At 46.3% G+C, this 24310-nt stretch carries 24 protein-coding genes and 1 riboswitch; of the genes, 15 read left to right on the forward strand and 9 right to left on the reverse strand.

From position 1 onward, the window contains the following. Positions 1 to 74: 74 nt before the first annotated feature. From rodA to VC178_RS08710, 5 genes are read right to left on the reverse strand one after another with little or no spacing between them, the layout of a single operon-like run. Positions 75 to 1226, reverse strand: a complete 1152-nt coding sequence (gene rodA, locus VC178_RS08690) for a rod shape-determining protein RodA (protein ID WP_323482246.1) — start codon at positions 1224 to 1226, stop codon at positions 75 to 77. Then, a complete protein-coding gene (gene mrdA, locus VC178_RS08695) occupies positions 1208 to 3115 on the reverse strand; it encodes a penicillin-binding protein 2 (protein ID WP_216127192.1) in 1908 nt (635 codons plus the stop codon). The genes rodA and mrdA overlap by 19 nt, the downstream gene beginning before the upstream one ends. 8 nt (positions 3116 to 3123) lie before the next feature. After that, positions 3124 to 3648: a rod shape-determining protein MreD gene (gene mreD / locus VC178_RS08700; protein ID WP_323482247.1), complete on the reverse strand. Its 525-nt coding sequence runs from the start codon at positions 3646 to 3648 to the stop codon at positions 3124 to 3126. Further along, on the reverse strand, positions 3645 to 4580 hold the full coding sequence (mreC, locus tag VC178_RS08705; protein ID WP_215295999.1) for a rod shape-determining protein MreC: 936 nt from the start codon (positions 4578 to 4580) through the stop codon (positions 3645 to 3647). The genes mreD and mreC overlap by 4 nt, the downstream gene beginning before the upstream one ends. A 24-nt stretch (positions 4581 to 4604) precedes the next feature. Then, positions 4605 to 5648, reverse strand: coding sequence for a rod shape-determining protein (locus tag VC178_RS08710; RefSeq protein ID WP_215295998.1), 1044 nt, complete (start codon positions 5646 to 5648; stop codon positions 4605 to 4607). A 61-nt stretch (positions 5649 to 5709) separates the two neighbouring features. Here VC178_RS08710 and gatC point away from each other — a divergent pair, with 61 nt between their 5' ends. From gatC to VC178_RS08770, 12 genes are all read left to right on the forward strand, one after another. Beyond that, positions 5710 to 6003 carry an Asp-tRNA(Asn)/Glu-tRNA(Gln) amidotransferase subunit GatC gene (gene gatC, locus VC178_RS08715; protein ID WP_215295997.1) on the forward strand — a complete coding sequence of 98 codons (294 nt, stop codon included), beginning with the start codon at positions 5710 to 5712 and terminating at the stop codon, positions 6001 to 6003. After that, the gene (gene gatA / locus VC178_RS08720; RefSeq protein ID WP_323482248.1) at positions 6000 to 7517 is read left to right on the forward strand and encodes an Asp-tRNA(Asn)/Glu-tRNA(Gln) amidotransferase subunit GatA; all 1518 of its coding nucleotides are present in this window, start codon (positions 6000 to 6002) and stop codon (positions 7515 to 7517) included. The genes gatC and gatA overlap by 4 nt, the downstream gene beginning before the upstream one ends. Further along, positions 7517 to 8995: an Asp-tRNA(Asn)/Glu-tRNA(Gln) amidotransferase subunit GatB gene (gene gatB, locus VC178_RS08725; RefSeq protein ID WP_323482385.1), complete on the forward strand. Its 1479-nt coding sequence runs from the start codon at positions 7517 to 7519 to the stop codon at positions 8993 to 8995. Before gatA ends, gatB begins: the two co-directional genes overlap by 1 nt. Before the next feature lie 26 nt (positions 8996 to 9021). Continuing rightward, on the forward strand, positions 9022 to 9696 hold the full coding sequence (locus VC178_RS08730; protein WP_215295994.1) for a DUF484 family protein: 675 nt from the start codon (positions 9022 to 9024) through the stop codon (positions 9694 to 9696). Continuing rightward, positions 9677 to 10678 carry a tyrosine recombinase XerC gene (locus VC178_RS08735; protein ID WP_323482249.1) on the forward strand — a complete coding sequence of 334 codons (1002 nt, stop codon included), beginning with the start codon at positions 9677 to 9679 and terminating at the stop codon, positions 10676 to 10678. The genes VC178_RS08730 and VC178_RS08735 overlap by 20 nt, the downstream gene beginning before the upstream one ends. Positions 10679 to 10747: 69 nt before the next feature. Next, on the forward strand, positions 10748 to 11800 hold the full coding sequence (locus tag VC178_RS08740; RefSeq protein ID WP_323482250.1) for a GTP-binding protein: 1053 nt from the start codon (positions 10748 to 10750) through the stop codon (positions 11798 to 11800). Positions 11801 to 12033: 233 nt separating this feature from the next. Next, the gene (dksA, locus tag VC178_RS08745; RefSeq protein WP_215297529.1) at positions 12034 to 12411 is read left to right on the forward strand and encodes an RNA polymerase-binding protein DksA; all 378 of its coding nucleotides are present in this window, start codon (positions 12034 to 12036) and stop codon (positions 12409 to 12411) included. A gap of 12 nt (positions 12412 to 12423) precedes the next feature. Beyond that, positions 12424 to 13326, forward strand: a complete 903-nt coding sequence (argB, locus tag VC178_RS08750) for an acetylglutamate kinase (RefSeq protein ID WP_215295991.1) — start codon at positions 12424 to 12426, stop codon at positions 13324 to 13326. Positions 13327 to 13336: 10 nt separating this feature from the next. Next, positions 13337 to 13987: a nucleoid occlusion factor SlmA gene (slmA, locus tag VC178_RS08755; protein ID WP_323482251.1), complete on the forward strand. Its 651-nt coding sequence runs from the start codon at positions 13337 to 13339 to the stop codon at positions 13985 to 13987. Beyond that, complete coding sequence (gene metX, locus VC178_RS08760) at positions 13984 to 15123, forward strand: homoserine O-succinyltransferase MetX (protein ID WP_323482252.1); 1140 nt, start codon at positions 13984 to 13986, stop codon at positions 15121 to 15123. Before slmA ends, metX begins: the two co-directional genes overlap by 4 nt. Continuing rightward, entirely contained in the window at positions 15120 to 15710 is a 591-nt protein-coding gene (gene metW, locus VC178_RS08765; RefSeq protein ID WP_215319270.1) for a methionine biosynthesis protein MetW, read from the forward strand. The genes metX and metW overlap by 4 nt, the downstream gene beginning before the upstream one ends. A gap of 15 nt (positions 15711 to 15725) precedes the next feature. Continuing rightward, a complete protein-coding gene (locus VC178_RS08770; protein WP_323482253.1) occupies positions 15726 to 17045 on the forward strand; it encodes an AmpG family muropeptide MFS transporter in 1320 nt (439 codons plus the stop codon). Between the two features lie 18 nt (positions 17046 to 17063). On the opposite strand, the gene VC178_RS08775 is transcribed toward VC178_RS08770, so the two are convergent. Further along, complete coding sequence (locus VC178_RS08775) at positions 17064 to 17846, reverse strand: exodeoxyribonuclease III (protein ID WP_323482254.1); 783 nt, start codon at positions 17844 to 17846, stop codon at positions 17064 to 17066. An 8-nt stretch (positions 17847 to 17854) separates the two neighbouring features. On the opposite strand from VC178_RS08775, the gene pyrE reads away from it, so the two are divergent. Beyond that, positions 17855 to 18523 carry an orotate phosphoribosyltransferase gene (pyrE, locus tag VC178_RS08780; protein WP_323482255.1) on the forward strand — a complete coding sequence of 223 codons (669 nt, stop codon included), beginning with the start codon at positions 17855 to 17857 and terminating at the stop codon, positions 18521 to 18523. Positions 18524 to 18541: 18 nt separating this feature from the next. Here the strand turns inward: pyrE and dapF are convergent, their stop codons facing one another. The 3 genes from dapF to VC178_RS08795 are packed head-to-tail and all read right to left on the reverse strand — an operon-like array spanning position 18542 to position 21218. Beyond that, the gene (gene dapF / locus VC178_RS08785) at positions 18542 to 19396 is read right to left on the reverse strand and encodes a diaminopimelate epimerase (protein WP_323482386.1); all 855 of its coding nucleotides are present in this window, start codon (positions 19394 to 19396) and stop codon (positions 18542 to 18544) included. Between the two features lie 57 nt (positions 19397 to 19453). After that, positions 19454 to 20353, reverse strand: coding sequence for a lipid A biosynthesis acyltransferase (locus VC178_RS08790; RefSeq protein WP_323482256.1), 900 nt, complete (start codon positions 20351 to 20353; stop codon positions 19454 to 19456). A 19-nt stretch (positions 20354 to 20372) separates the two neighbouring features. Further along, positions 20373 to 21218, reverse strand: coding sequence for a lipid A biosynthesis acyltransferase (locus VC178_RS08795; protein ID WP_323482257.1), 846 nt, complete (start codon positions 21216 to 21218; stop codon positions 20373 to 20375). A gap of 217 nt (positions 21219 to 21435) precedes the next feature. Here VC178_RS08795 and metK point away from each other — a divergent pair, with 217 nt between their 5' ends. Both metK and ahcY read left to right on the forward strand, forming a co-directional pair. Then, a complete protein-coding gene (gene metK / locus VC178_RS08800; protein ID WP_323482258.1) occupies positions 21436 to 22602 on the forward strand; it encodes a methionine adenosyltransferase in 1167 nt (388 codons plus the stop codon). Between the two features lie 86 nt (positions 22603 to 22688). After that, a riboswitch (S-adenosyl-L-homocysteine riboswitch) is annotated at positions 22689 to 22801 on the forward strand. A gap of 61 nt (positions 22802 to 22862) precedes the next feature. Further along, complete coding sequence (gene ahcY, locus VC178_RS08805) at positions 22863 to 24308, forward strand: adenosylhomocysteinase (protein WP_215295982.1); 1446 nt, start codon at positions 22863 to 22865, stop codon at positions 24306 to 24308. The last annotated feature ends 2 nt before the right edge of the window (positions 24309 to 24310 follow it).

A 24310-nucleotide genomic window follows, 5' to 3' on the forward strand; every position in this document is an offset into this window, starting at 1 on the left:
AAGCCCGGTATGCCGGGCTTTTTTATTTCCTGAAGAATGCAATCTGAATGGATGCAACTTCTGCAATTTCTTGCTTAACTTTGCACTAAGCGGCGATGGCGATGAATGCTCATTAAGATGCCAGCACCAAACCCTAGCGTGACTAAAGCAGTGCCACCGTAACTAATAAAGGGTAATGGAACGCCCACCACTGGAAGTAGGCCGCTCACCATGCCAATATTCACAAAGGCGTAGGTAAAGAAAATCATAGTCACAGCAGCGCCTAGCAAACGAGTAAACAAATTGGGAGCGCTTGCAGAGATTGCTAAGCCTCGTTTAATGAGTGCAAAGAAAAGCCCAAGCAATACGAGGTTTCCAAGTAGGCCAAATTCTTCCGAGAAAACGGCAAAGACAAAGTCAGTGTGCTTTTCTGGAATGAATTCTAAGTGCGCTTGGGTTCCCTGGAACCAGCCTTTACCAAAGAATCCACCAGAGCCGATAGCAATCATCGATTGAATAGTGTGGAAGCCTTTACCAAGGGGATCGCTGCTGGGGTCAAGCAATGTACAGATACGATGCTTTTGATAATTGTGTACAAATGGCCACGCTACATCCTGCGCGCAGATGGCGCTGCCAAAAATAATAATCAGCAAGATGCCTACAACACCAATTCCTACAAAGGGCAGAATCCATTTCCATGGAAGGCCAGCAAGGATGATGACATAGAGTCCAGCGGCAGAAACTAACAAGGCAGTTCCAAGATCTGGTTGACGGGCAATTAAAAAAACGGGGATGGCTAAAATAATTCCAGCAACTCCATAATCCCAAGTCTTTTGAATCCCCTCGCGTTTTTGAAAGTACCAAGCAAGCATGAGTGGCATAGCGATCTTCATGATCTCGGAGGGTTGAATCACAATGCCAATATTGAGCCAGCGACGCGCACCCTTTTTAATTAATCCAAAGATGGCCACTGCAACTAAAAGCGTAACGCCAAGTCCATAAATCCAAACAGCCCCCATCTCTAACCACTTTGGGGGGATACGAGACACTATCCACATCACCACAAAAGACAGCGCTAGATTACGTAACTCATCCCCAATTTGTACGGGAGTATTTTGACTTGCGGATAAAAAAGTAAAAAAGCCTACAGCCGCTAAGCCAAGTAAAATAAAGCCCAGCTGGCGATCTAATCCTGCAAAAAAACTAAAAAATAGTAATTGGATTTTTTTTATGGGGCTCTTTTCCACTCAGGAACCTCCTTAGGCCATTTGCCATCAATGTAGTAATCCAGGGCTTTCCGTGCGATTGGTGCGGCATGCTGTGCACCAAAGCCTGCATTCTCAACTACCATCGCGATCACAATCGTCGGTTTGTCTGCAGGCGCAAAAGCAATATATAAAGCGTGGTCACGCAAGAACTCTGCAGTAGAGCCATGCTTATACTCTTTTGAGTTCAGACTAAACACCTGTGCCGTTCCAGTCTTGCCTCCGGCAACATATCCTGCGCCCTTAAATGCTGCTGCAGATGTTCCAGAAACATTCACCTCAACCATCGCTTTTTTGATGATCTCAATATTCTCAGCATTCAGGTCAATGCGATAACTTTCTTTTGGAGTAGTGAGCACCCTGTTACGTGTAAAGGGATCCTCAATCGCTTTCACGAGATGAGGTTTCATCACAACGCCATTGTTAGCTAGGTTAGCCATAGCGTGAGAAAGCTGCAAAATAGTAAACGAGTTATAACCCTGACCAATGCCTAAGGAGATCGTTTCACCCTCGTACCATTTCTGCTGCTCTGGTTTTTTGAAAGTATTTTTCTTCCAATCGGTAGACGGCAGTACACCCTTGGATTCACCTTGCAAATCAATCCCGGTGATTTGTCCAAAACCAAGTGGTTTCATAAAGTCGTGCATCATGTTCACGCCCATGTCGCGAGCAAGCAAGTAGTAATAGGTGTCGCAAGACTCAACAATGGATTTCTGCATATCTACTGTGCCATGACCACCCTTCTTATCGTCGCGGAAGGTGTGGTTACCAAAATCAAAATAGCCTGGATCAAAAATCGTTTGTGATGGCGTACGTTTTTTATTCTCTAGAGCAGCTAAAGCCATGAACGGTTTGTAGGTGGAGCCTGGAGGATAAATTCCCTTTAGAGGACGGTTATAGAGTGGCTTTTGTGGAGAGTCATTTAACTCTTTCCAGGTTACTGAATCAATACCCTCAACGAAATCGTTTGGGTTGAAGTTAGGTTTAGAAACGAATGCCAATACATCACCAGTTTCAGGTTCAATAGCTACAAACGCACCACGAAAATTTCCATATAGCTGCTCAACCAAGTATTGCAACTTAATGTCGACCGACAGCACAATGTTTTTACCGGGTACTGATGGCGAGTTAGAAAGTGTTCTTACCGGTTTGCCGCCTGCAGTAATCTCCACTTGATCGTAGCCAGGTACGCCCCGCAAAACAGTTTCATAGCTTTGCTCTAGGCCAATCTTTCCAACGTACTGAATACCGGGCAAAAAGGAGGTTTGAAGAGCATCAGGATCATCTCCCTTTGAGTTCTCAATTTCGGCTTGCATACGCTCTTTATCACGCTGGGAAACTCGACCGATATAGCCAATGAGATGAGAGGCTAGCTCGTTATAGGGATATTCGCGAAAGCTTCTGGCGCGGATATCTACTCCAGGGAAACGGTAGCGATTTGCCATAAATCGAGCGGTTTCTGCCTCATTCAACATGGATCGCAGCGGAAAGGTGCCCATATTGCGAGAATCCTCTAAAGAGCGCTTGAAGTTGCGTCTATCTCGAGGGGAGATATCGATGATTTCAGAGAGCTCGTTAATGAGCTCATCGACATTTCCTTTAAGCTCTTCTGCGTTCACATCTAAGGTGAGGGCGGAGTAGTTTCTGCCAATGACGATGCCATTGCGATCAATGATCAACCCACGATTAGCGGGCGCCGGCACTAATGCAATGCGATTACTTTCTGCAAGTAAGGCATATTTGCCGTGACTGATGAGTTGCAGCCATACCAAGCGAGTCATTAAGATTAAAAAGCAAAACGTAACAAATAAGGTCGCAATGTGGATGCGCTCTTGAAATGAATCGAGATCAGGCTTTTTAAAAGAAACCATACAGCTTCTTAAAGAGGGCGATTGAGATCGACATCAATCGGACGGCGTTGTGGGGCCAACAAAATATTTGTGGCAATTGGCCACAGCAACGCTTCAATCAGCGCTTGAATAGCGCCTGTTAGGGCCCACCAATAAAGCTCTCCGCTCAGCACCCAATGCACCAGTACAGGAAACAAAGAGACTATTAAGAAAATGGGAAGAAGATGCAGTGCTTGCGATAGAACGTTGAGCGAAATGATGCGCCTATGCCAAGAAATGGCAATGTAAGCAACTAGAGAATAACTAAAAGCATGTAAGCCCAATAAGTCTGAGTTATGGACATCCATCATCAGGCCCAAGCCAAACGCCCAGATAACGCTGACATAGCGATGTTGGTGAATATTCCAAAATACGATACTGATGATTAGGAAGTCGGGGACCCAGCCGAAGTTTCCAAACGGTAAAAAATTTAATAACAGCGCACAAAATAAACTGAAGTAAATAAATAGCGGACTGACTGGCCGCAGGATATAGCCACTTTGGTTATCAATCATTGCATGCCTCGCGCACGAGTCTGGCGACGACCTGGGTTATTGGTTAAAGGTGTGCCTGAGGCTGACTTATTATTGAGGACTGGCGCCTTGGCATCAAATTGTGGGTCGTATAAAAAGGCGAGTGCCTGACGATAACGATTGACTGCGGCTACTGGTATGCAAAACACGTTAGAAGAGTTTTTATCAGCGTTACGCTCTATTTTGCTAATGACCGCTACCGCAAAGCCTGGAGGATAAATGCCATCAATTCCAGACGTCAGGAGAATGTCGCCAACTTCCAAATCGCTGGCAACAGGCAAATAACGTAATTCGAGAGGGTTGCCGCGCCCAGCCCCAAAAACAGCTGCGCGCAGGCCATTGCGAGCTACTTGGACGGGAACCGCAAAGTCACGGTCCTCTAAGAGTGATACTTCAGCAGAGCGCTCATACAGACGGACCACCTGGCCAAGAATGCCAGCATCATTGGCAATCGGGTTGCCTAGCTTGATGCCGTCATTGCTGCCGCGATTAATCACAATACGTTGTGAAATGGGGTTGGGCGGATTGAATAGAATTTCTACTGGCAAGGTTTTGAATGCCACTTGTTTTTGCAGCGCCATCAACTCGCGTAAATTTTGATTCTCAACCATCAAGAACTCTGATTGATTGGCTAACAAAGACAGCTCTGCTTGGCGAGCTTTCATGACCTGATTTTCTTGATCAAGTGTAGAGCGAGTGGTGAAATATTCTGACGTTACTTCGATGACATTACGAGGCGCCATCATGATGTACTCAAGAGGACGTAAAACTAAATTTATATTGTTGCGAATTGGGTCGAGCGCTTTAAAGCGAAAATCGATCAGCATCAATGCAATGCTGATCGACAGACAGACAATCAGTTTAAGTAAGGCTGGTATGCCCTGTCTGAAAAGTGGAGGAGCGGTATGTTGCAATGCCCTGATCGACGTGTATGTCGCTTACTCGTGCGAGAACACTCCGCCTAACTTATCCATGCGCTCAAGTGCAATGCCACAACCACGAGCTACGCAAGTTAATGGATCTTCTGGCACGTGAATAGGTAAACCAGTTTCTTCCAACAGGAGACGGTCAAGGTCGCGCAATAAGGCGCCACCGCCTGTTAGCATCATCCCGCGCTCAGCAATATCTGATGCCAACTCAGGTGGAATCTGCTCGAGAGCAGCTTTTACTGCAGTCACGATTTGATTTAATGGGTCAGTCAATGCCTCAAGAATTTCATTACTTGTTACGGTGAAGCTACGTGGAACACCTTCAGAAAGATTGCGCCCCTTGACTTCCATTTCGCGCACTTCAGCGCCAGGGAAAGCAGAGCCAATGGTTTTCTTAATTAACTCAGCAGTTTGTTCGCCAATCAACATGCCGTAGTTACGTCGAATGTAATTGGTAATCGCTTCGTCAAACTTATCTCCACCAACACGAACAGAGCCTTTGTAAACCATGCCACCTAATGACATCACGCCAACTTCGGTGGTGCCTCCGCCGATATCAACCACCATGGAACCAGCAGCTTCAGAAACTGGCAGACCAGATCCAATGGCGGCTGCCATCGGTTCTTCAATCAGAAATACTTGCGATGCACCAGCGCCCAATGCAGATTCGCGAATCGCGCGACGCTCAACTTGAGTAGATCCGCAAGGAACGCAAATGATGATGCGTGGACTTGGCCTTAAAAGTTTGCTTTCATGCACAAGCTTGATAAATTGCTTGAGCATTTGTTCGGTAATGGTGAAGTCGGCAATCACACCATCTTTCATTGGACGAATTGCTTCAATATTGCCTGGTACGCGACCCAACATCGCTTTCGCCTCTTTTCCGACTGCCAAAATGGTTTTTTTGCCATTTGGTCCGCCTTCTTGACGAATCGCCACAACCGATGGCTCATCGAGGACAATACCCCGGTCACGCATATAAATTAAGGTATTTGCGGTTCCTAGATCGATGGCTAGGTCATTGGAAAAGTAGCTACGGAAAAAACTAAACATGATGTAGTGGGAAAATAGAAGGTGTTAATAAAAATATATAGGAATGATACTCTAGCCCCCCATGAAACTTGATGATGTCCAGCGCATTGCGCACCTTTCCAGGCTTGAGTTAAGCCAGGCAGAAGCTGAGGCAGTTTTGCCTCAATTGCAGGCTATTTTTTCCCTCGTTGAGGAAATGCAGGCTGTCGACACTAGTGGCTTAGAGCCGCTTGCGCACCCTATCTTATTTCTGAGGGAATTGGCACAGCCATTACGTGCTGACCAAGTTACAGAATCAGATCATCGTGCCGAAAACATGCAATCAGCCCCTGCTCAGCATGATGGTTACTTTTTGGTTCCAAAGGTGATTGAATGAGTTGGCACAACACACCTATTGCTTTGATGGCAAAAGCACTTGCGACTAAAGAGGTTTCTAGCATGGAGCTGACCCAGTATTTTTTAGACCGCATTGAGGCTGGAAAACAGTGGAATGCCTATATTGATGTGAATGCTCACTTAAGTTTAGAGCAAGCTAATAAAGCAGACTTACTGATTTCTTCTGGAAAATTTGGTAAGTTGACCGGTATCCCTGTTGCGCACAAAGATGTGTTCGTTACTCGTGGCTGGAAGTCGACCGCAGCATCCAAAATCTTGTCTGGATATCAAAGCCCTTTTGATGCCACCGTAGTGGCGAACTTGGGAATTCCGGATGAAAGTAACCCTCATGGCGCAGGCATGGTTTGCTTAGGCAAGACCAATATGGACGAGTTCGCCATGGGCTCTTCCAATGAAAACTCAGCTTATGGCCCAGTACTCAATCCTTGGAACTCTGCGCACGTTGCTGGCGGTTCTTCTGGTGGATCGGCTGCCGCAGTAGCGGCTGGCTTAGCTCCGATTGCTACGGGGACCGATACTGGGGGCTCGATTCGTCAGCCAGCTGCATTTTGTGGCTTAACTGGAATTAAGCCCACTTATGGACGCGTTTCTCGTTACGGCATGATTGCCTATGCATCATCTTTGGATCAAGCAGGTCCGATGGGTAAAACTGCTGAAGATTGCGCGCTACTACTTTCTGCCATGTCTTCGCACGATCCACGCGACTCGACTTCGCTCACAGATTCTGGGGAGGACTACGGTCGCTTTCTGAATCAAGCTTGGCAAGAAGGCAATGCCAATCCTGCAAAACCATTAGAGGGTTTGCGTATTGGTTTGCCAAAAGAATTTTTTGCAGAAGGTTTAGCTGTTGATGTAGCGAAATCTGTGAATGAAGCTGCCAAAACTTTAGCAAGTTTAGGCGCGAAGTTGGTTGAAGTTAGCTTACCTAAAACCAAACTCTCAATACCGGTTTATTACGTTTTAGCTCCAGCAGAGGCCTCTAGTAATTTGAGTCGCTTTGATGGTGTGCGCTATGGTAATCGCGCTAGCGATTACAAAGATCTTGGTGATATGTATCAGAAGTCTCGCACCGAGGGTTTCGGGCCAGAAGTTAGACGTCGCATCTTGATTGGCACTTACGTTCTTTGTCACGGTTATTACGATGCCTACTACTTACAGGCACAAAAGATTCGTCGCATTATTGCCTCAGATTTTCAGGCGGCATTTAAAGAATGTGATGTCATCCTTGGGCCCGTAGCACCTGATGTAGCCTGGCGTTTAGGTGAAAAATCAAAAGATCCAGTGCAAATGTATTTAGAAGATATTTATACACTTTCCACTAACTTAGCAGGCTTGCCCGCCATGAGTGCGCCCTGCGGATTTAATGCAAACAATTTACCAATTGGCATGCAGTTGATTGGCAACTATTTTTCTGAGGCACGTTTACTTCAGGTTGCCCATCAATATCAGCAAGCCAGTGATTGGCATTTGCGTCAAGCAAGCGAGGTAGCATGATGCAATGGGAAGTCGTTATCGGTCTTGAGACCCACGCACAGCTACAAACCCAATCTAAGATTTTTAGTGGGGCAAGTACGCGCTTTGGTGCACAACCAAACACCCAAGCATGTGCAGTAGATTTGGCGTTACCAGGAGTGTTACCGGTATTAAATCGCCAAGCAGTTGAGCATGCAATCCGTTTTGGATTGGCTGTTGGTGCAAAAATTTCACCGGCCAGTATTTTTGCGCGGAAGAATTATTTCTATCCTGATTTGCCTAAGGGCTATCAAATTAGTCAGATGGAAATTCCAGTAGTTGTTGGCGGAAAAGTAGAAATTCTTGTAGGTGATGAAGTTAAGGTAGTTGAACTAACACGCGCCCACATGGAAGAAGATGCTGGCAAATCCGTGCATGAAGAGGGCTTTATTGGTCCCCATGGCGAGCCATCGAGTGGCATCGATTTAAATCGCGCAGGCACTCCACTACTAGAAATTGTGACTGAGCCTGTCATGCGCAGCGCTGCCGAAGCAGTGGCTTACGCAAAAGCGCTCCACACTTTGGTGGTTTGGTTGGGTGTCTGTGATGGCAATATGCAGGAAGGCTCATTCCGCTGTGATGCCAACGTATCAGTTCGTCCTAAAGGACAAGTAGAGTTTGGTACGCGTTGCGAGATTAAGAACTTAAACTCTTTCCGCTTCCTCGAAGAGGCGATTCAATATGAAGTGCGTCGTCAAATTGAATTGATTGAGGATGGTGGTACGGTTGTTCAAGAAACGCGCTTGTATGATCCTGATCGTCAAGAGACGCGCAGTATGCGAAGCAAAGAAGATGCGAACGACTATCGCTACTTCCCGGATCCAGATTTATTACCAGTGGTGATTGATGATGCCTGGATCGCTCAGGTGCGAAGCGGTATGCCAGCTTTACCTACGCAGTTACGCGAGCAATGGCAAAGCGAGTATGGCTTGAGTGCTTACGATACCCAATTGCTGACCCAGGATCGCGATACTGCAAAAGTATTCGAAGACTTATTGGCGATCGTTGGTAAGCCTCTCGCAAAAGCAGCAGCCAATTTAATTGCCGGTGAATTTGCTTCGGCTGTAAATCGTGCAGGCATTGCGACTGCAGACGCGCCACTAAAGGCAGAGCACTTAGCGCCATTGCTGACTCGGGTTGCAGATGGCACCATCTCTAATAAGATTGCCAAAGATATTTTTGCAATTCTGTGGGAAGAGGCTGTTGCAGGTAAAGCCATGAGTACCGTTGACCACATTATTGATGCTAAGGGCCTTAAACAAATTAGTGACAGTGGCGCACTAGAGGCCATCATTGATCAAGTGTTGGCTGCTAATCAGAAGTCGGTTGAAGAGTTCCACTCGGGTAAGGAGAAGGCTTTCAATGCGCTAGTAGGCCAAATTATGAAAGCCTCTCAGGGTAAAGCAAACCCTGGACAGGTCAACGATTTGTTGCGAAAAAAATTAAGTGAAGTAAGTTAATAAAGAGTAAGCCAAGAAAGAGATAGATGAGCGCGATTGATCCTAAGCAAATTGAGCAAGAAGAATTGGTTGCCGAGTGGTTGCGTGCAACACCCGGTTTCTTTGAGCGCTATGCCAATCTCTTTAATGAGATTCGGATTAAACATCCTCATGAGGACCGTACGATCTCTTTACAAGAGCGTCAGATGACCGTATTGCGCACCCAAAATCAAGAGCTCAATCGTCGTCTAAGCGAAATGTTGCACTTTGGTAGTCGTAACGATAAGACGCAACAAAGTTTAGTGGCTTGGTTGTTGCGTTTGATGAAGGCCAATAACAAGGCCGATATTGAAGGCGCTATTACGACGGGCTTGGCTGAAGTCTTTGAGGTGGAATCCGCACAATTGCTTTCGCCTAATTCAGCATTTGGTCCTTGGGTTGATACCCCCTTGTGCGGCTCAGCAAAAGAGTTGGCAGCGGCCAGCGTAGATTTGCTGGCATCGCAAACTACGATAAGTTCAGAGTGGCAAAGTATGGTGGCAATCGGCTTACCGCTGGGCAGGAGCATTGGGGTAATCCAATCTCCCGCAGTACTGCTGCTAGCCAGCAATGATGAAACACGATTTACTGCAGACATGGGCGCTTTCTATTTGCGTCAAATTGCAGAACTCACTGCTGCAGCTTTGGATCGCATCCAGGCTTATGAAGCTAAAGCTGACTGAACTCCACCCCCTCATGCAAGAGTATTTGCATGAGTTACATGTGTTGCGGCAACTTTCTCAACATACCTTAAAAGCGTATGGCATGGATCTCAGCGATCTGCAAAATTTTGCCCTTGAAGATTCTGTTGATTTATTAAAAGTGAGTAATGCTCATATTCGTCGCTGGGCTGGTCGTTTACATTCCAAAGAAAAGTCTTCTAGAAGTATTGCTCGAGCTCTGTCAGCATGGCGTGGTTGGTATGACTGGTTGACTGAAAAAGATGCGCGGCGTGATGCACGTGCGGGCAAAGTGGCTAGCAATTTAATCGCAAATCCCGTTGATGATGTAAAGGCGCCTAAGCGTTTGAAGTCTTTACCCAAGGCCTTATCAGTTGAGCAAGCGCTTGCACTGGTAAATCAAGCCGTCAAAGAAGCAGACGAGAAAAAAGATCTGGAGTCTGTCAGAGATGCCGCCATCATTGATTTGCTGTATTCCTCTGGCTTGCGACTATCAGAATTATTGGGTATCGATGTGATGCCAAGCAAAGATCGTCAGCATGAGTCTGCCGGCTGGCTAGATTGGGATGCTGCTGAAGTCACAGTTTTAGGTAAAGGTGGAAAAAGGCGTTCTGTGCCAGTGGGTTCGCCTGCAATGAGGTCTCTACTTGCTTGGCGAGAGCTGCGTGATGCCGGTTCTTATCCCGAGCAATCGATTGCCTTATTTTTATCTGCGACTGGTAAGCGTTTATCGCCACGCACGGTGCAAGCGCGCCTGCGTATGCTAGCGATGCGGGCTGGGCTGCCAACTCATGTGCATCCTCACATGATGCGCCACAGTTTTGCAAGTCATGTTTTGCAATCCTCACAGGATTTGCGTGCTGTACAAGAAATGCTTGGGCATGCCAGTATCGCTAGCACTCAGATTTATACCTCTTTAGATTTCCAACACCTAGCTCAGGCATACGATAAAGCGCATCCTCGCGCAAAGGCTGGTAAAGGCTGAGGAACTCGGTAATATAGTGGGTTTCCCGCTTTGGGAAAGCATTACATCTCGATTTTGATTGGATCATTCATGGCATTAATTCCAGTAACCATATTGACGGGCTTTTTGGGAAGCGGCAAAACCACTTTGTTGAAACACATCCTCACTGAAGATCACGGCAAAAAAATTGCAGTGATTGAGAATGAATTCGGCGAAGAGAATATTGACAATGACATCTTGGTTCAGGATCACGAAGAGAATATTGTGCAAATGAGCAACGGTTGTATTTGCTGCACGATTCGTGGCGATCTTGTTGAGGCCCTCAATGAGCTATGGGAGCAGCGCAAAGATAAGAAGATTAGTTTTGACCGGGTTGTGATTGAAACTACGGGCGTTGCTAATCCAGGCCCTGTCGCGCAAACCTTCTTTATGGATGACGATGTTGCTGACCACTATGTACTCGACGCAGTCGTTACTTTGGTAGACGCTAAGCATGGCCAGCAGCAGCTGACCGAACATGAAGAGGCTCAGCGCCAGGTAGGCTTTGCAGATCAGATCTTTATTACCAAGACAGACTTGGTTTCTCCTGCTGAAGTAGAGGCCCTGCGCGGTCGCTTAATGCATATGAATCCTAGAGCCCCAATCAGTGCTATTTCCAAGGGCGTAGTGCCTTTGAATGCCGTCTTAGATCTCAAGGGCTTCAATCTCAATGCCAAGCTGGATATTGACCCCCATTTCTTAGAGCAGGATGATCACGACCATGCCGATTGCGGACATGACCACGATCACAGTACCTGTGGCCACGACCATAGTCATGACCATCACCACCATGGCCATGCCGGCCACACAGATCGCATCCAATCCTTTGTTTTTCGTAGTGATAAACCCTTTGATCACCAAAAGCTAGAAGACTTCCTTGGAGGCATTTTGGAGGTGTTTGGTGAAAAGATGCTGCGTTATAAAGGTGTGCTTTATGTAAAGGGCAGCAATCGAAAAGTAGTGTTCCAGGGCGTTCATCAGATGATGGGCAGCGATTTGGCTGGTCCTTGGGGTGCTGAGCCTAAACAAACCCGGATGGTCTTCATAGGCATTGATTTACCTAAGGACGTTCTATTGGCTGGGCTTGAGGGATGTTTGGTCTAGAAAGATTCGGGTACAATCCGCCGCCATGGTCAAGATTGGTAAATATTCAAGAATATTGATTGAAGGACTGTAAAAGTTTGGCAGAATGAGGCAATAATGCTTCAAATCTAGGAAAGAATGAGATGACGGTAAAAACAGCAACAAAACCTGCAAGCGCTACAAAAGCGAGCAGCAAGGCTACTAGCGCTAAAGCAGTCAAAGGCGCACCTTTAACAGAAGCAGAATTGCTCAAGATGTCCGACAAGGACTACATGAGCGCTGCCCAGTTAGATTTTTTCCGTCAAAAATTGCTTACGCTCAAAGAAGATATTTTAAAAAATGCATCTGAAACCACCGAGCATCTGCGTGAGAATATTCTGGTTCCTGATCCAGCTGATCGCGCGACTATCGAAGAAGAGCATGCCTTGGAATTGCGCACCCGTGATCGTGAGCGCAAATTGTTGAAAAAAGTAGAACAAGCGCTTGGACGCATTGAGTCTGGCGACTATGGTTGGTGCGAAGAAACGGGGGAGCCAATCGGCTTAAACCGTTTAATTGCAAGGCCTACAGCCAATTTATCTCTTGAGGCTCAAGAGCGTCGCGAACTCCGTCAAAAATTATTTGGCGAATAAATCCTATTTGTAATGACTAAGCATTTACCTGCTCTGAGCGATATCCCGCCTTTATTAAAGGCGGAGATTCTTGCCGAAGCACTGCCATACATTCGTCAGTATCACGGCAAGACGATCGTAATTAAGTATGGTGGCAATGCTATGGTTGAAGAGCGTCTCAAAGAAAGTTTTGCCCGCGACGTTATTTTGTTGAAGTTAGTCGGCATGAATCCTGTGGTGGTACATGGTGGCGGGCCACAAATTGATGAAGCATTGAAGAAAATTGGTAAAGCAGGAACCTTTATCCAAGGTATGCGCGTCACCGACGAAGAAACGATGGAAGTCGTGGAATGGGTTCTTGGTGGCGAGGTACAGCAAGATATCGTGATGCTGATTAATCACTTTGGTGGACAAGCGGTTGGCTTGACTGGCAAAGATGGTGGACTCATCCATGCCAAGAAAATGATGATTCCAAGTGAAACAGAGCCAGGTAAAAAAGTGGACATCGGTTTTGTGGGTGAGATTGAGGCGATTAATCCAGCAGTAGTGAAGGCTTTGCAGGACGATGCTTTCATTCCGGTGATTTCGCCGATTGGCTTTAGTGCAGAAGGTCAAGCTTTCAACATTAATGCGGATTTAGTGGCTGGCAAGATGGCTGAAATCCTTCATGCAGAGAAGTTGGTCATGATGACTAATATTCCTGGTGTCATGGACAAGAGTGGCAAGTTATTAACCGATTTAACCGCACGAGAAATTGATGCCTTATTTGCTGATGGCACGATCTCTGGGGGTATGTTGCCAAAGATTTCTTCCGCTTTAGATGCTGCTAAAAGTGGAGTGAACTCAGTACACATCATTGATGGCCGAATAGAGCATTCTTTGTTATTAGAAATTCTGACTGAACAAGCGTTCGGTACGATGATTCGTTCTAGATAAGTACATAGCCATGCGTGAATCTCTAGAGCCAGCCGATATCGACAGCAATCATGCTGACGCTGGTAAAACACGCAAGCGACCACGTCCTGGCGAGCGTCGTCTACAGATTCTTCAAGTCCTTGCAGAAATGTTGCAAAACCCGCGGGGTGAGCGCGTAACGACTGCTGCTTTAGCTGCCAAGATAGAGGTTTCTGAGGCGGCTCTGTACCGCCATTTTGCGAGTAAAGCGCAGATGTTTGAAGGCTTGATTTCTTTCATTGAGCAGACTGTTTTTGGTTTGATCAATCAGATCAATCAAAAAGAAGAATCTGGACTTGCTCAAGCGCGCGGTATTTTGCAAATGCTCTTATTCTTTGCTGAAAAAAATCCTGGCATGACCCGTGTTTTATTGGGCGATGCTTTATTGCAAGAAGATGATCGACTGCAAGAGCGCATTACTCAAGTGCTAGATCGCGTAGAAGCATCGCTAAAGCAATCCTTGCGTATTGCCCAAACTCAGGGTGGTACATGGTCTCAACTAGGCCAGGAAGAAGTGAGCATTCGTGCTGCGATGTTGATGAGTTTTGTTTTAGGTCGTTGGCATCGATTTGCCCGTAGCGGCTTTAAGAAATTGCCAACGGATGCGTCTGATGTTAGTTTGCGTCTGCTCTTGTCAGAATGAGCGAGCTATACCTCTCTAGAAACACCATCCATTTTGCCGAGCCCCTGCCTTTGCAGAGTGGCGCCTTATTGTCTGGCTATGACTTAGTCATTGAAACCTACGGCAAGCTTAATGCTGATAAAACTAATGCCGTATTAATTTGCCATGCGCTCAATGCATCCCATCATGTAGCGGGACCAAGCCCCGACGATCCTAAGGATATTGGTTGGTGGGATAACATGATTGGACCCGGCAAGCCGGTTGATACGAATCATTTTTTTGTGATTGGTGTCAATAATTTAGGCTCCTGCTTTGGCTCTACCGGTCCGATGAGTATTAATTCGGCCACTAGTAAACCTTATGGTGCAGATTTTCCAGTAGTCACTGTTGAGGATTGGGTAAACACCCAGGCGCGCTTAGCAGACAAGTTAGGCATTCGAAAGTTTGCCGCGGTCATGGGCGGAAGTTTGGGCGGGATGCAGGCGATGGCTTGGGCCATTCAATTTCCTAAGCGTCTTGAGCACTGCGTTGTGATTGCTTCGACTCCAAAGTTAAGCGCTCAGAACATTGCGTTTAATGAGGTGGCACGAAATGCGATTCTGTCTGACCCCGATTTTCATGGTGGCAATTATTACGAGCGCGGTGTCGTGCCCAAGCGGGGCTTGCGTTTAGCGCGGATGGTTGGTCACATCACTTATTTATCTGATGATGACATGGCCGAGAAATTTGGGCGTGAGCTACAGCGCCCTTATGGGGAATCAAACGACTATCGCTTTAGTTTTGATGTTGAGTTTGAGGTTGAAAGTTATTTGCGTCATCAGGGTGATAAGTTTTCTACCTACTTTGATGCCAATACCTATTTGTTGATCACGCGTGCTTTAGATTATTTTGATCCTTCGCGTCGTTACGATGGTAGTTTGAATCGCGCCTTAGCCGAAGTGCAAGCCAAATTTTTGGTAGTGAGTTTCTCTACCGATTGGCGCTTCCCGCCTAATCGCAGTCGCGAGATTGTTCAATCTCTCTTGAGCAATAAGAGCGAAGTGACCTATGCTGAGATTGATGCACCTCATGGCCATGATGCCTTCCTGTTAGATGATCAGCGTTATCACAATTTGGTGAGAGCTTATTTCAAGAAAATGCGTGAGGTTCAATCATGACCATGAATCAGCGTACCGATTTTGCTGCTATAGCCAATTGGATTGCGCCTAATAGCCAGGTGCTTGACTTAGGTTGTGGTGACGGTAGTTTCTTAGAGTTTTTGCAGAAGCAAAAACCGGTTCATGCTTATGGTGTAGAGATTGATGATGCACGCGTATTATCTTGCGTGCAAAAAGGTTTAAACGTTATTCAACAAGACTTAGAGGGCGGTTTGGCGCTCTTTGAAGATAACAGCTTTGATACGGTCGTGTTGTCACAGACAGTGCAAACCATTCATCAAACGGAAAAGATTTTGCGTGAAGTGGTACGTGTCGGTAAAGAATCAATTGTGTCATTTCCGAATTTTGCCCATTGGTCGCATCGCTTGGCAGTTGGCTTAGGCCGTATGCCTGTTTCTAAGAGCTTGCCTTACCAGTGGTACAACACTCCGAACGTACGGGTGTTGACTGTAGCCGACTTTGAAAAGTTAGCCTCTAGTATTGGTCTCAAAGTGATTGATCAGTGCATTTTGCATGACGGTCGACAAGTGACTCTAATGCCAAATTTATTCGGCAGCTTGGCTTTATTTCGTGTCAGCCGTGCATAGGGCAATAATCTCAAGGTGTTAAGTGCAGTTCAATCTTGGCTAAAAGATTTTCGGGTATATCTCGAATGGCCATGCTTGCGAATGCTGTTTCTGGGCTTCTCCGCTGGCTTGCCTCTTTTACTGATTCTAGGGACTTTAAGTTTTTGGTTGCGTGAAGCAGGCATTGATCGCAGCACGATTGGCTATCTCACTTGGGTTGGCTTGATCTACGCATTCAAATGGGTTTGGGCGCCATTAGTGGATCGTGTGCAAATTCCTTTTTTGACTCAGTTGCTGGGGCGCAGAAGAAGTTGGTTGCTTTTTGCGCAAGCGCTCATTATTTTGGGTCTTGTAGGAATGTCTTCTTTAGATCCCAGGCTGGCTCTGAACTCCATTGTTTGGTGCGCACTGCTGGTGGCATTTGGTTCGGCGACTCAAGATATTGCTTTAGATGCTTTCCGCATTGAATCAGCTAATAGTGATCATCAAGCCGCCTTGGCGGCTACTTACCAAACAGGCTATCGACTGGCGTTGATTTGGGCGGGTGCGGGCGTATTGTGGCTTGCTGCAAGAGCTGAAACAGGCAGCGGTTATGACGCTAGTGCCTGGCAATTCGCTTATCTTTGTATGGCCGCCTCCATTGGTGTTGGCGTATTCACTACGCTATTAAGTACTGAGCCAGCACGCTATGAATTAGCCAAAGCGCGTAATGCTAAAGCATGGCTTTATCAAACCTTGATAGAACCTTTTGCAGAATTCATCACCCGCTATCGTTGGCATGCGATTTTGATTTTGTCACTCATCGCAATCTATCGTATTAGCGATGTCGTAATGGGCATTATGGCTAATCCATTTTATGTCGATATGGGCTATACCAAAGATGAAGTAGCGGCAGTCAGTAAAGTATTTGGTGTCGTGATGACTTTAGTTGGTGCATTTGTAGGTGGCGTCCTCACTCTGCGATTTGGCGTCTTACGAATTTTGTTTTTAGGGGCAGTACTGTCTGCTGTAAGCAATTTACTGTTTGCTTGGCTTGCCACCCAAGGCCATGATTTACATGGTTTGATTTGGGTAATCTCAGCTGATAACTTAAGCTCGGGTATTGCTAGCGCTGCCTTTATTGCTTTCTTATCATCGCTGACAAATATTCGTTATTCAGCTACTCAATACGCACTCTTTAGTTCGATGATGTTGTTGCTGCCTAAATGGCTTGCAGGCTTCTCGGGTGTATTTGTTGACAGCTTCGGGTACCAGGCTTTTTTCTATGGCACTGCGATCATTGGTGCCCCTGTCCTCATTCTGATTTGGGCAACGATTCACTTTAAGGTTGTGCAGATTAAAAAAGACGGGGAGTAATTTCCTTCTTTTTAATACTTAAAGCTTCCAGTCATAGTCGACCGTCAGCGGGGCGTGATCTGAAAAGCGCTCATCTTTATAGACTGCTGTTTTCTTGGCAGTAGTAGCAATGCCTGGTGTGCTGATCTGATAGTCAATGCGCCACCCCACATTCTTGGCATAGGCTTGACCGCGGTTACTCCACCAGGTGTAGCAAGACTCTCCGGTTTTGGGTTCTAGTTTGCGATACACATCTACATAGCCGTTCTTGTCAAAGAGATTGGTGAGCCACGCTCGCTCCTCTGGAAGGAAGCCAGAATTTTTAACATTACCTTTCCAGTTTTTTAAATCAATCTCGTGATGTGCAATATTGACGTCGCCGCAGAGTACGATTTCTCTCCCGGATTTTTTGAGTTTAATAAGGTGAGGTAAGAAGCTATCGAGGTAACGATATTTGGCTTCTTGACGCTCAGGGGAGCTTGAGCCTGAGGGCATATAAACTGAGATTATTGATAACCCCTTATATCTAGCTTCTACGTAACGCCCTTCAGCATCAAACTCATCATTACCATAGCCGTAGAGAACCTCGTCAGGCTTATGAGGCGTATAGATGCCGCAGCCACTATAGCCTTTCTTCTCGGCATGATGAAAGAAGCCATGCATGCCGTCAGGATTGAGGATGGCATCTTCTAGATCATCTTTCTGAGCCTTGAGCTCTTGCATGCAAATGAAGTCTGCTTTTTGCTTCATAGCCCATGGCAGAAAGCCTTTTTTGACTGCAGAACGGATACCGTTGAGGTTCGCTGAAATGATGCGTAACATGTAGTCCTATGAGCTCAAATAATTCAAATCAAGATAACTTTATTCGTTTTGCCTTGGAGGCAAAGGTTTTGTCCTTCGGAGAGTTTAAAACTAAAGCCGGTAGACTCTCGCCTTATTTCTTTAACGCGGGCGGATTTGATGACGGTACTCGCTTAGGTGCCTTAGGTCGTTATTACGCTAAGGCCCTGCAAGAATCCAAACTTCCATTTGACATGCTCTATGGCCCTGCCTACAAAGGCATTACTTTGGCAGCCGCTACTGCAATTGCTTTGGCTGACGACGGGATTAATGTGCCTTATGCCTACAACCGCAAAGAAGCCAAAGATCATGGTGAGGGTGGGGTGTTGGTGGGTGCGCCAGTGAAAGGCAGGGTAGTGATTGTTGATGATGTTATTTCTGCAGGCACCTCTGTCAGAGAGTCCGTAGAGCTTATTCGCAAAGCAGGAGCGGAACCTGCGGCCGTCTTGATTGCCTTAGACCGCATGGAAAGATCCGGAACTGCAACCGAGATTGGTGATCAGTCAGCGGTGCAAGCGGTTCAGCAAGAATTTAACTTGCCAGTCATTTCAATTGCGAACTTAACTGGCTTAATGTCTTTCTTAACTGCTTCAAGCGATGCTCAGTTAACAAATTATTTGCCGGCAGTAAAAGCCTATCGCGAAAAATACGGCATCTAAGAAAACAGAAAGCTTTGCTTAGATTTCTGTTTCACCTTCAAATACGGTAACAGCTGGTCCAGTCATGATGACGGGCTGAGTAACGTTATTGACGATCCCGCCCCAAGCAATTTGAAGATCCCCGCCGCGGGTATGAACCTTCACTGGCGAATCTAACAAACCCCTGCGAATGCCCGAAACTACGGCCGCGCAAGCACCAGTACCGCAGGCCAAAGTTTCTCCTGCACCACGTTCATATACGCGTAATTTAATTTCATTGCGATTAACAGCCTGCATGTAGCCTACATTTACCTTTTTTGGAAACGCAGGGTGTTTTTCAATTTCATGCCCTTCTTCAAGAACAGGTGCGCTACCAATATCACTTACGACTTGTACGGCATGAGGATTGCCCATAGATACAACACCAACAAAACTATCGTGTGTCGCAGGGTGATCTAGGGGAAGGGCGTAAAGCGTTTCATGAAGCTCTTGCATGCTTGCCAAGCCATTGTCATTAAATGGGATTTGGCTAGGCTCAAAAATTGGTGCACCCATATCTACCTCAACCTGTCCATCTGGATTAGATTTAAGCGAGAGAATAGTGTGTGCAACTTCGACACGTAAAGGATTTTTAGTGGATAAGCCTTGATCCAATACGAAGCGCACAAAACAACGCGAGCCATTGCCGCATTGCTCTACTTCGCCACCGTCTGCATTAAAAATCCGATATTTAAAATCCGCATCGGGTCTGGTAGCTTTTTCCACCAAGAGAATTTGATCAGCACCAATGCCAAATTGACGATGAGCTAATGATTGCCACTGCTCGCGTGTGATGCCGCTGAGGTCTTGATCGATGCCATTGAGCACGATAAAGTCATTGCCAGCACCATGCATTTTGGTGAAGCGAAGTTTGCGTCCAGTGTTGGCTTGATGAGCGCTCAAAATATCTCTTTAATCGTAAAGGCTAGCCTCACCAGGAGGGCGATGCTTAAAGCGTTTATGAACCCAATAGTACTCTGCTGGTCTTTCTCGAACAAGTTCTTCTATATATAGATTAAGACGAGCTGTATCTTTTTCTACATCATCGCTTGGAAAATTGGGCAAAGGTTCACTGATATTGCAGGTATAGCCTTTGCGATCTTGATTTAGCGTAGTGGTCATTAAACACACCTCAGCTCCGCTCAATCTGGCAAGGCGTGATACGGAAGTGATAGTGTTGGTTTGAATACCGAAGAAAGGGACAAAGACTGAGTCTCTTGGCCCCAAATCAATATCAGGAGCAATAAAAATAAAATTACCTGTCTGAATTTCACGAATGAGATCGCGCAGCCGACTTTGTCTTTCAATCGATTTACCCCCAAAGCGATTTCTCCATTCAATCATTTTTTGATTAAAGAAGGGGTTCTTCATATTTTGGTAGAGACCTGCACCCCTTGGCCAATCATGCTGGTTAGCCAGTACAGAGAGCGCCATAAAACCGCCTTCAAGGCCGACAAAGTGGGGGTTGATGAGTAGGCGCGGCTTGCGATCACCTAAGGTAATGGCAGAATTTATCGTGACGATATCGGTGATTTGATTGCCACTGCCAAGCCAAATTCGGCTTCTCTCCAATACGCTGCGACCAAATAATTTCCAGTGCTCCAGCGCAAGTTGATCAATTTCCACTTCGCTCAGATTGGGAAAACACAGTCGCAAATTTGTTTTAACAACCTGAGCGCGACTATTGGGTGTATGGGCTGCCAACCAACCAAGTCCATAGCCCACATAAATCGTGATGGTGTATGGCAGAAAGGCGAATAAGCGCAATAAGCTAAGCGCTAAGAAATTGAAGAGGTTGGATAACCAGGCCATCTCAAAAATAATAAATTGATTAAGCGCTCGGCGGCAATTCTGCACCGGCTGGATGCTTATAGCGGTTGTAAGACCAAATAAATTGTTCTGGTGCAACCAAAATCGCGTTTTCAATCGAAGTGTTTAATTCTTTGACCGCAATATTGGCATCGTCTGAAAACGCATCTAAACGTTTGGCGTCAATCGTCCATCCTTTGCCCAGCGAGTTTCTTCTGGCTGTAAACATGACTGCAGGAGTGTTGTGGCGATTCGCAAGACGAATTGGCAAGGTGGTTGTGTAGGCAGGACGTTCAAAAAAATGAGCCCAAATGCCATCACCGCCGCTTGGTACCTGATCGGGAAGGATGGCGATTGCCTCTCCTTTGGAAAGCGCCCGCGTCATTTGGCGGACGCCGTTGAGATTAGTCGGGACAAAATGCATGTTAGGGTAGGCGCGACCTGCCTCAACAACTTCATTAAGCCATTCTTGGCGAGATGGGCGGTACATGATGGTTGCTGGGTAATGGTTTGCAAGATAGCGAGGAATGATTTCAAAGCCACCTAGATGTGGACAGAGAATGATCATGCCCTTACCTTCAGACATGGCATCCTGTACGACATTCCAGTTGTGCACGGTGGTGATTGCTAATGCTTTTTTGGGATTGCGCCAGATCCACAGGCTATCTGAAAACAGCATGCCCGATGCGCGCACTGCTTCCCAGAGTTTGAAAGGGAGTTTGCGGGCGTTCACTACAGCTTCGTATTGAGGCCTAAATAATGAGCGATATTGTTTTGAGCCCAAATAGGCCAAAAGTCCCAAAAGCGCGCCAAATACCTGCACTACTGCAAGGGGCAGCACAGAGATGATGTTGAGACCGAAATTCAAAAGGATTTTTCGCACCCTCCAATGATATTCAATGCGGCTGTAGAGACCAAATTTAAGCGCCTCTTGATGGATTACACCCTTTTCAGATAGAATTACAGCATCGCCGAGTTAAGACAACTTGCAGGGCGATTCAAAAATTCTGCTAAAGCGTCGCCGTTGTAGTTCCTGGCACGTCGAGTTGTCCTACAGATCGTGTTAATTTTTAAAGGAATATGCAATGGCAAATGATTACTTCTTCACCTCAGAATCTGTTTCTGAAGGCCACCCCGATAAAGTAGCAGACCAAATTTCTGATTCGATTCTGGATGCCATTTTGGCACAAGATCCAACAGCACGCGTCGCAGCTGAAACTTTGTGTAATACCGGCTTAGTAGTACTTGCTGGTGAAATTACTACTAACGCTAACGTTGACTACATTCAAGTGGCTCGCAATACTTTGCGTGAAATTGGCTACGACAATACCGCCTACGGCATTGATTACAAAGGATGCGCTGTATTAGTTGCTTATGACAAGCAAAGTCCAGATATTGCGCAAGGCGTTGATAAGGCACATGATGATGGTTTAGATCAAGGCGCTGGCGACCAAGGCTTAATGTTTGGTTATGCTTGTGATGAGACGGCTGAGCTTATGCCTTTGCCAATTCACTTGTCACACCGTTTGGTTGAGCGTCAATCTCAATTGCGTTGTGATGGCCGTTTGACATGGTTGCGCCCAGATGCCAAGTCACAAGTGACATTACGTTATGTGGACGGTAAGCCTGACTCAATTGATACCGTTGTACTGTCTACTCAGCATGATGAAGATATTTCTCTTGAAAAATTGCGTGAAGCAGTCATCGAAGAAATCATCAAACCAGTATTGCCAAAGCATTTGATCAAAGGCGCAATTAATTTCTTGGTCAATCCTACTGGCCGTTTCGTTATTGGTGGCCCACAAGGCGATTGCGGCTTAACTGGTCGCAAAATTATTGTGGATACCTACGGCGGTGCAGCCCCTCACGGTGGTGGCGCATTCTCTGGTAAAGATCCATCTAAGGTTGATCGCTCTGCGGCCTATGCCGGTCGTTATGTGGCTAAGAACGTTGTTGCTGCCGGTTTAGCAAGCAAGTGTTTGATCCAGATCTCTTACGCTATTGGCGTTGCAAAACCAACTTCAGTGATGGTGAGTACTTATGGCACTGGCAAGATCTCTGATGAGAAGATTGCGCAATTAGTATCTGAGCACTTTGATTTGCGTCCAAAAGGGATTGTGAAAATGCTGAACCTCTTGCGCCCAATCTATCGCAAGACCGCTGCTTACGGCCACTTTGGTCGTGAAGAGCCGGAATTTACTTGGGAACAGACTGATAAGGCCGCTGCATTACGTGCTGCTGCAGGTCTATAAGTACTAAAGCTACTTAGAAAGCCTTCAAAAGCAGTTTATAGATGGATTGAGGCGAAATATGGAGAAATTGATTACAATTTCTCCATACCTTCAAGGAGCGTTGCAAGGAATGTTGAGGCCCAGCATTTCCCCAGGCTTGGAGGGAGTAAGTTCTGGGGCAACCTCCAGAATTTGCTTATTGCAACTGCGCTCGCTAACCCATGATTCAACGGCTAGCGAGTTTGCACTCCAGCATTGGATCGTCTTTAGCTGGAGCATTAATGAATACCGTTTCTGATTTAAATAATTTTGTTGCCACCCGTTGCGCAATTGCTGATATTTCTTTAGCTGACTTTGGCCGTAAAGAAATTGCGATTGCTGAAACTGAAATGCCTGGCTTGATCGCTATTCGTGATGAGTTTTCAGCGCAACAGCCATTACGCGGTGCCCGTATCACTGGTTCATTGCACATGACCATTCAAACCGCAGTATTGATTGAGACCCTAGAGGCTCTCGGAGCCCAAGTTCAATGGGCTTCTTGCAATATTTTCTCAACACAAGATCATGCTGCAGCTGCAATTGCTGCCAATGGCACGCCAGTCTATGCCATTAAGGGTGAGACCCTTGAGCAATATTGGGATTTCACCCATCGTATTTTTGAATGGGCTGACGGCGGTTATACCAATATGATTTTGGATGACGGTGGCGATGCGACTTTGTTACTGCACCTCGGCGCACGTGCTGAAAAAGATCAAGCTTGCTTGAATCACCCCACTAGCGAAGAAGAAACCATTTTGTTCTCTGCCATTAAGAAAAAATTGGCACAAGATCCAACTTGGTATTCCACACGCTTGGAAAAAGTAAAGGGCGTTACAGAAGAGACGACTACTGGTGTACATCGCCTGTATCAAATGTTTGCTAAAGGCGATTTGAAATTCCCTGCAATCAACGTGAACGACTCAGTTACTAAGAGCAAGTTCGACAACCTCTATGGTTGCCGCGAGTCTTTAGTTGATGCGATCAAGCGTGCTACCGACGTCATGGTTGCCGGCAAGGTTGCAGTAGTTTGTGGTTATGGCGATGTCGGCAAAGGTTCGGCCCAAGCATTGCGCGCTTTGTCTGCTCAAGTTTGGGTTACCGAAGTGGATCCGATTTGTGCATTACAAGCAGCTATGGAAGGCTATCGTGTTGTGACTATGGATTATGCTGCTGACAAAGCAGATATCTTTGTTTCTGCAACAGGCAACTACCATGTGATTACACATGACCATATGGTGAAGATGAAGAATCAAGCGATCGTTTGTAACATTGGCCACTTTGATAACGAGATCGACGTCGCCGGCATCGAAAAATACAAATGGGAAGAGATCAAGCCACAAGTTGACCATGTGATTTTCCCGGCTGCCAATGGCCAACCTGAAAAGCGCATCATCATTTTGGCCAAGGGCCGTTTGGTAAACCTAGGTTGCGGTACGGGACACCCCTCTTATGTCATGAGCTCATCATTTGCAAACCAAGTGATCGCGCAAATCGAATTATGGAATGCGGTAGGTACAGATAAATACCCAATCGGTGTATATACATTGCCTAAGCATTTGGATGAGAAGGTTGCACGTTTACAGCTCAAGACTCTCAATGCAGAGTTAACGGTGTTGTCTGATCAGCAGGCTTCCTACATTGGTGTAACGAAGGAAGGCCCATATAAGGCTGACCACTATCGTTATTAATC

The organism is Polynucleobacter sp. AP-Sanab-80-C2, assembly GCF_035012965.1.
Classification (GTDB): Bacteria; Pseudomonadota; Gammaproteobacteria; order Burkholderiales; family Burkholderiaceae; genus Polynucleobacter.

What these genes read in the sequence shown, in the direction of transcription:
- mrdA (WP_216127192.1), bottom strand. Translation starts at nt 3,115, where the DNA reads ATGGTTTCTTTTAAAAAGCCTGATCTCGATTCATTTCAAGAGCGCATC.
- mreD (WP_323482247.1), bottom strand. Translation starts at nt 3,648, where the DNA reads ATGATTGATAACCAAAGTGGCTATATCCTGCGGCCAGTCAGTCCGCTA.
- VC178_RS08710 (WP_215295998.1), bottom strand. Translation starts at nt 5,648, where the DNA reads ATGTTTAGTTTTTTCCGTAGCTACTTTTCCAATGACCTAGCCATCGAT.
- gatC (WP_215295997.1), top strand. Translation starts at nt 5,710, where the DNA reads ATGAAACTTGATGATGTCCAGCGCATTGCGCACCTTTCCAGGCTTGAG.
- gatA (WP_323482248.1), top strand. Translation starts at nt 6,000, where the DNA reads ATGAGTTGGCACAACACACCTATTGCTTTGATGGCAAAAGCACTTGCG.
- gatB (WP_323482385.1), top strand. Translation starts at nt 7,517, where the DNA reads ATGCAATGGGAAGTCGTTATCGGTCTTGAGACCCACGCACAGCTACAA.
- VC178_RS08730 (WP_215295994.1), top strand. Translation starts at nt 9,022, where the DNA reads ATGAGCGCGATTGATCCTAAGCAAATTGAGCAAGAAGAATTGGTTGCC.
- VC178_RS08735 (WP_323482249.1), top strand. Translation starts at nt 9,677, where the DNA reads ATGAAGCTAAAGCTGACTGAACTCCACCCCCTCATGCAAGAGTATTTG.
- VC178_RS08740 (WP_323482250.1), top strand. Translation starts at nt 10,748, where the DNA reads ATGGCATTAATTCCAGTAACCATATTGACGGGCTTTTTGGGAAGCGGC.
- dksA (WP_215297529.1), top strand. Translation starts at nt 12,034, where the DNA reads ATGTCCGACAAGGACTACATGAGCGCTGCCCAGTTAGATTTTTTCCGT.
- argB (WP_215295991.1), top strand. Translation starts at nt 12,424, where the DNA reads ATGACTAAGCATTTACCTGCTCTGAGCGATATCCCGCCTTTATTAAAG.
- slmA (WP_323482251.1), top strand. Translation starts at nt 13,337, where the DNA reads ATGCGTGAATCTCTAGAGCCAGCCGATATCGACAGCAATCATGCTGAC.
- metX (WP_323482252.1), top strand. Translation starts at nt 13,984, where the DNA reads ATGAGCGAGCTATACCTCTCTAGAAACACCATCCATTTTGCCGAGCCC.
- metW (WP_215319270.1), top strand. Translation starts at nt 15,120, where the DNA reads ATGACCATGAATCAGCGTACCGATTTTGCTGCTATAGCCAATTGGATT.
- VC178_RS08775 (WP_323482254.1), bottom strand. Translation starts at nt 17,846, where the DNA reads ATGTTACGCATCATTTCAGCGAACCTCAACGGTATCCGTTCTGCAGTC.
- pyrE (WP_323482255.1), top strand. Translation starts at nt 17,855, where the DNA reads ATGAGCTCAAATAATTCAAATCAAGATAACTTTATTCGTTTTGCCTTG.
- dapF (WP_323482386.1), bottom strand. Translation starts at nt 19,396, where the DNA reads ATGCATGGTGCTGGCAATGACTTTATCGTGCTCAATGGCATCGATCAA.
- VC178_RS08790 (WP_323482256.1), bottom strand. Translation starts at nt 20,353, where the DNA reads ATGGCCTGGTTATCCAACCTCTTCAATTTCTTAGCGCTTAGCTTATTG.
- metK (WP_323482258.1), top strand. Translation starts at nt 21,436, where the DNA reads ATGGCAAATGATTACTTCTTCACCTCAGAATCTGTTTCTGAAGGCCAC.
- ahcY (WP_215295982.1), top strand. Translation starts at nt 22,863, where the DNA reads ATGAATACCGTTTCTGATTTAAATAATTTTGTTGCCACCCGTTGCGCA.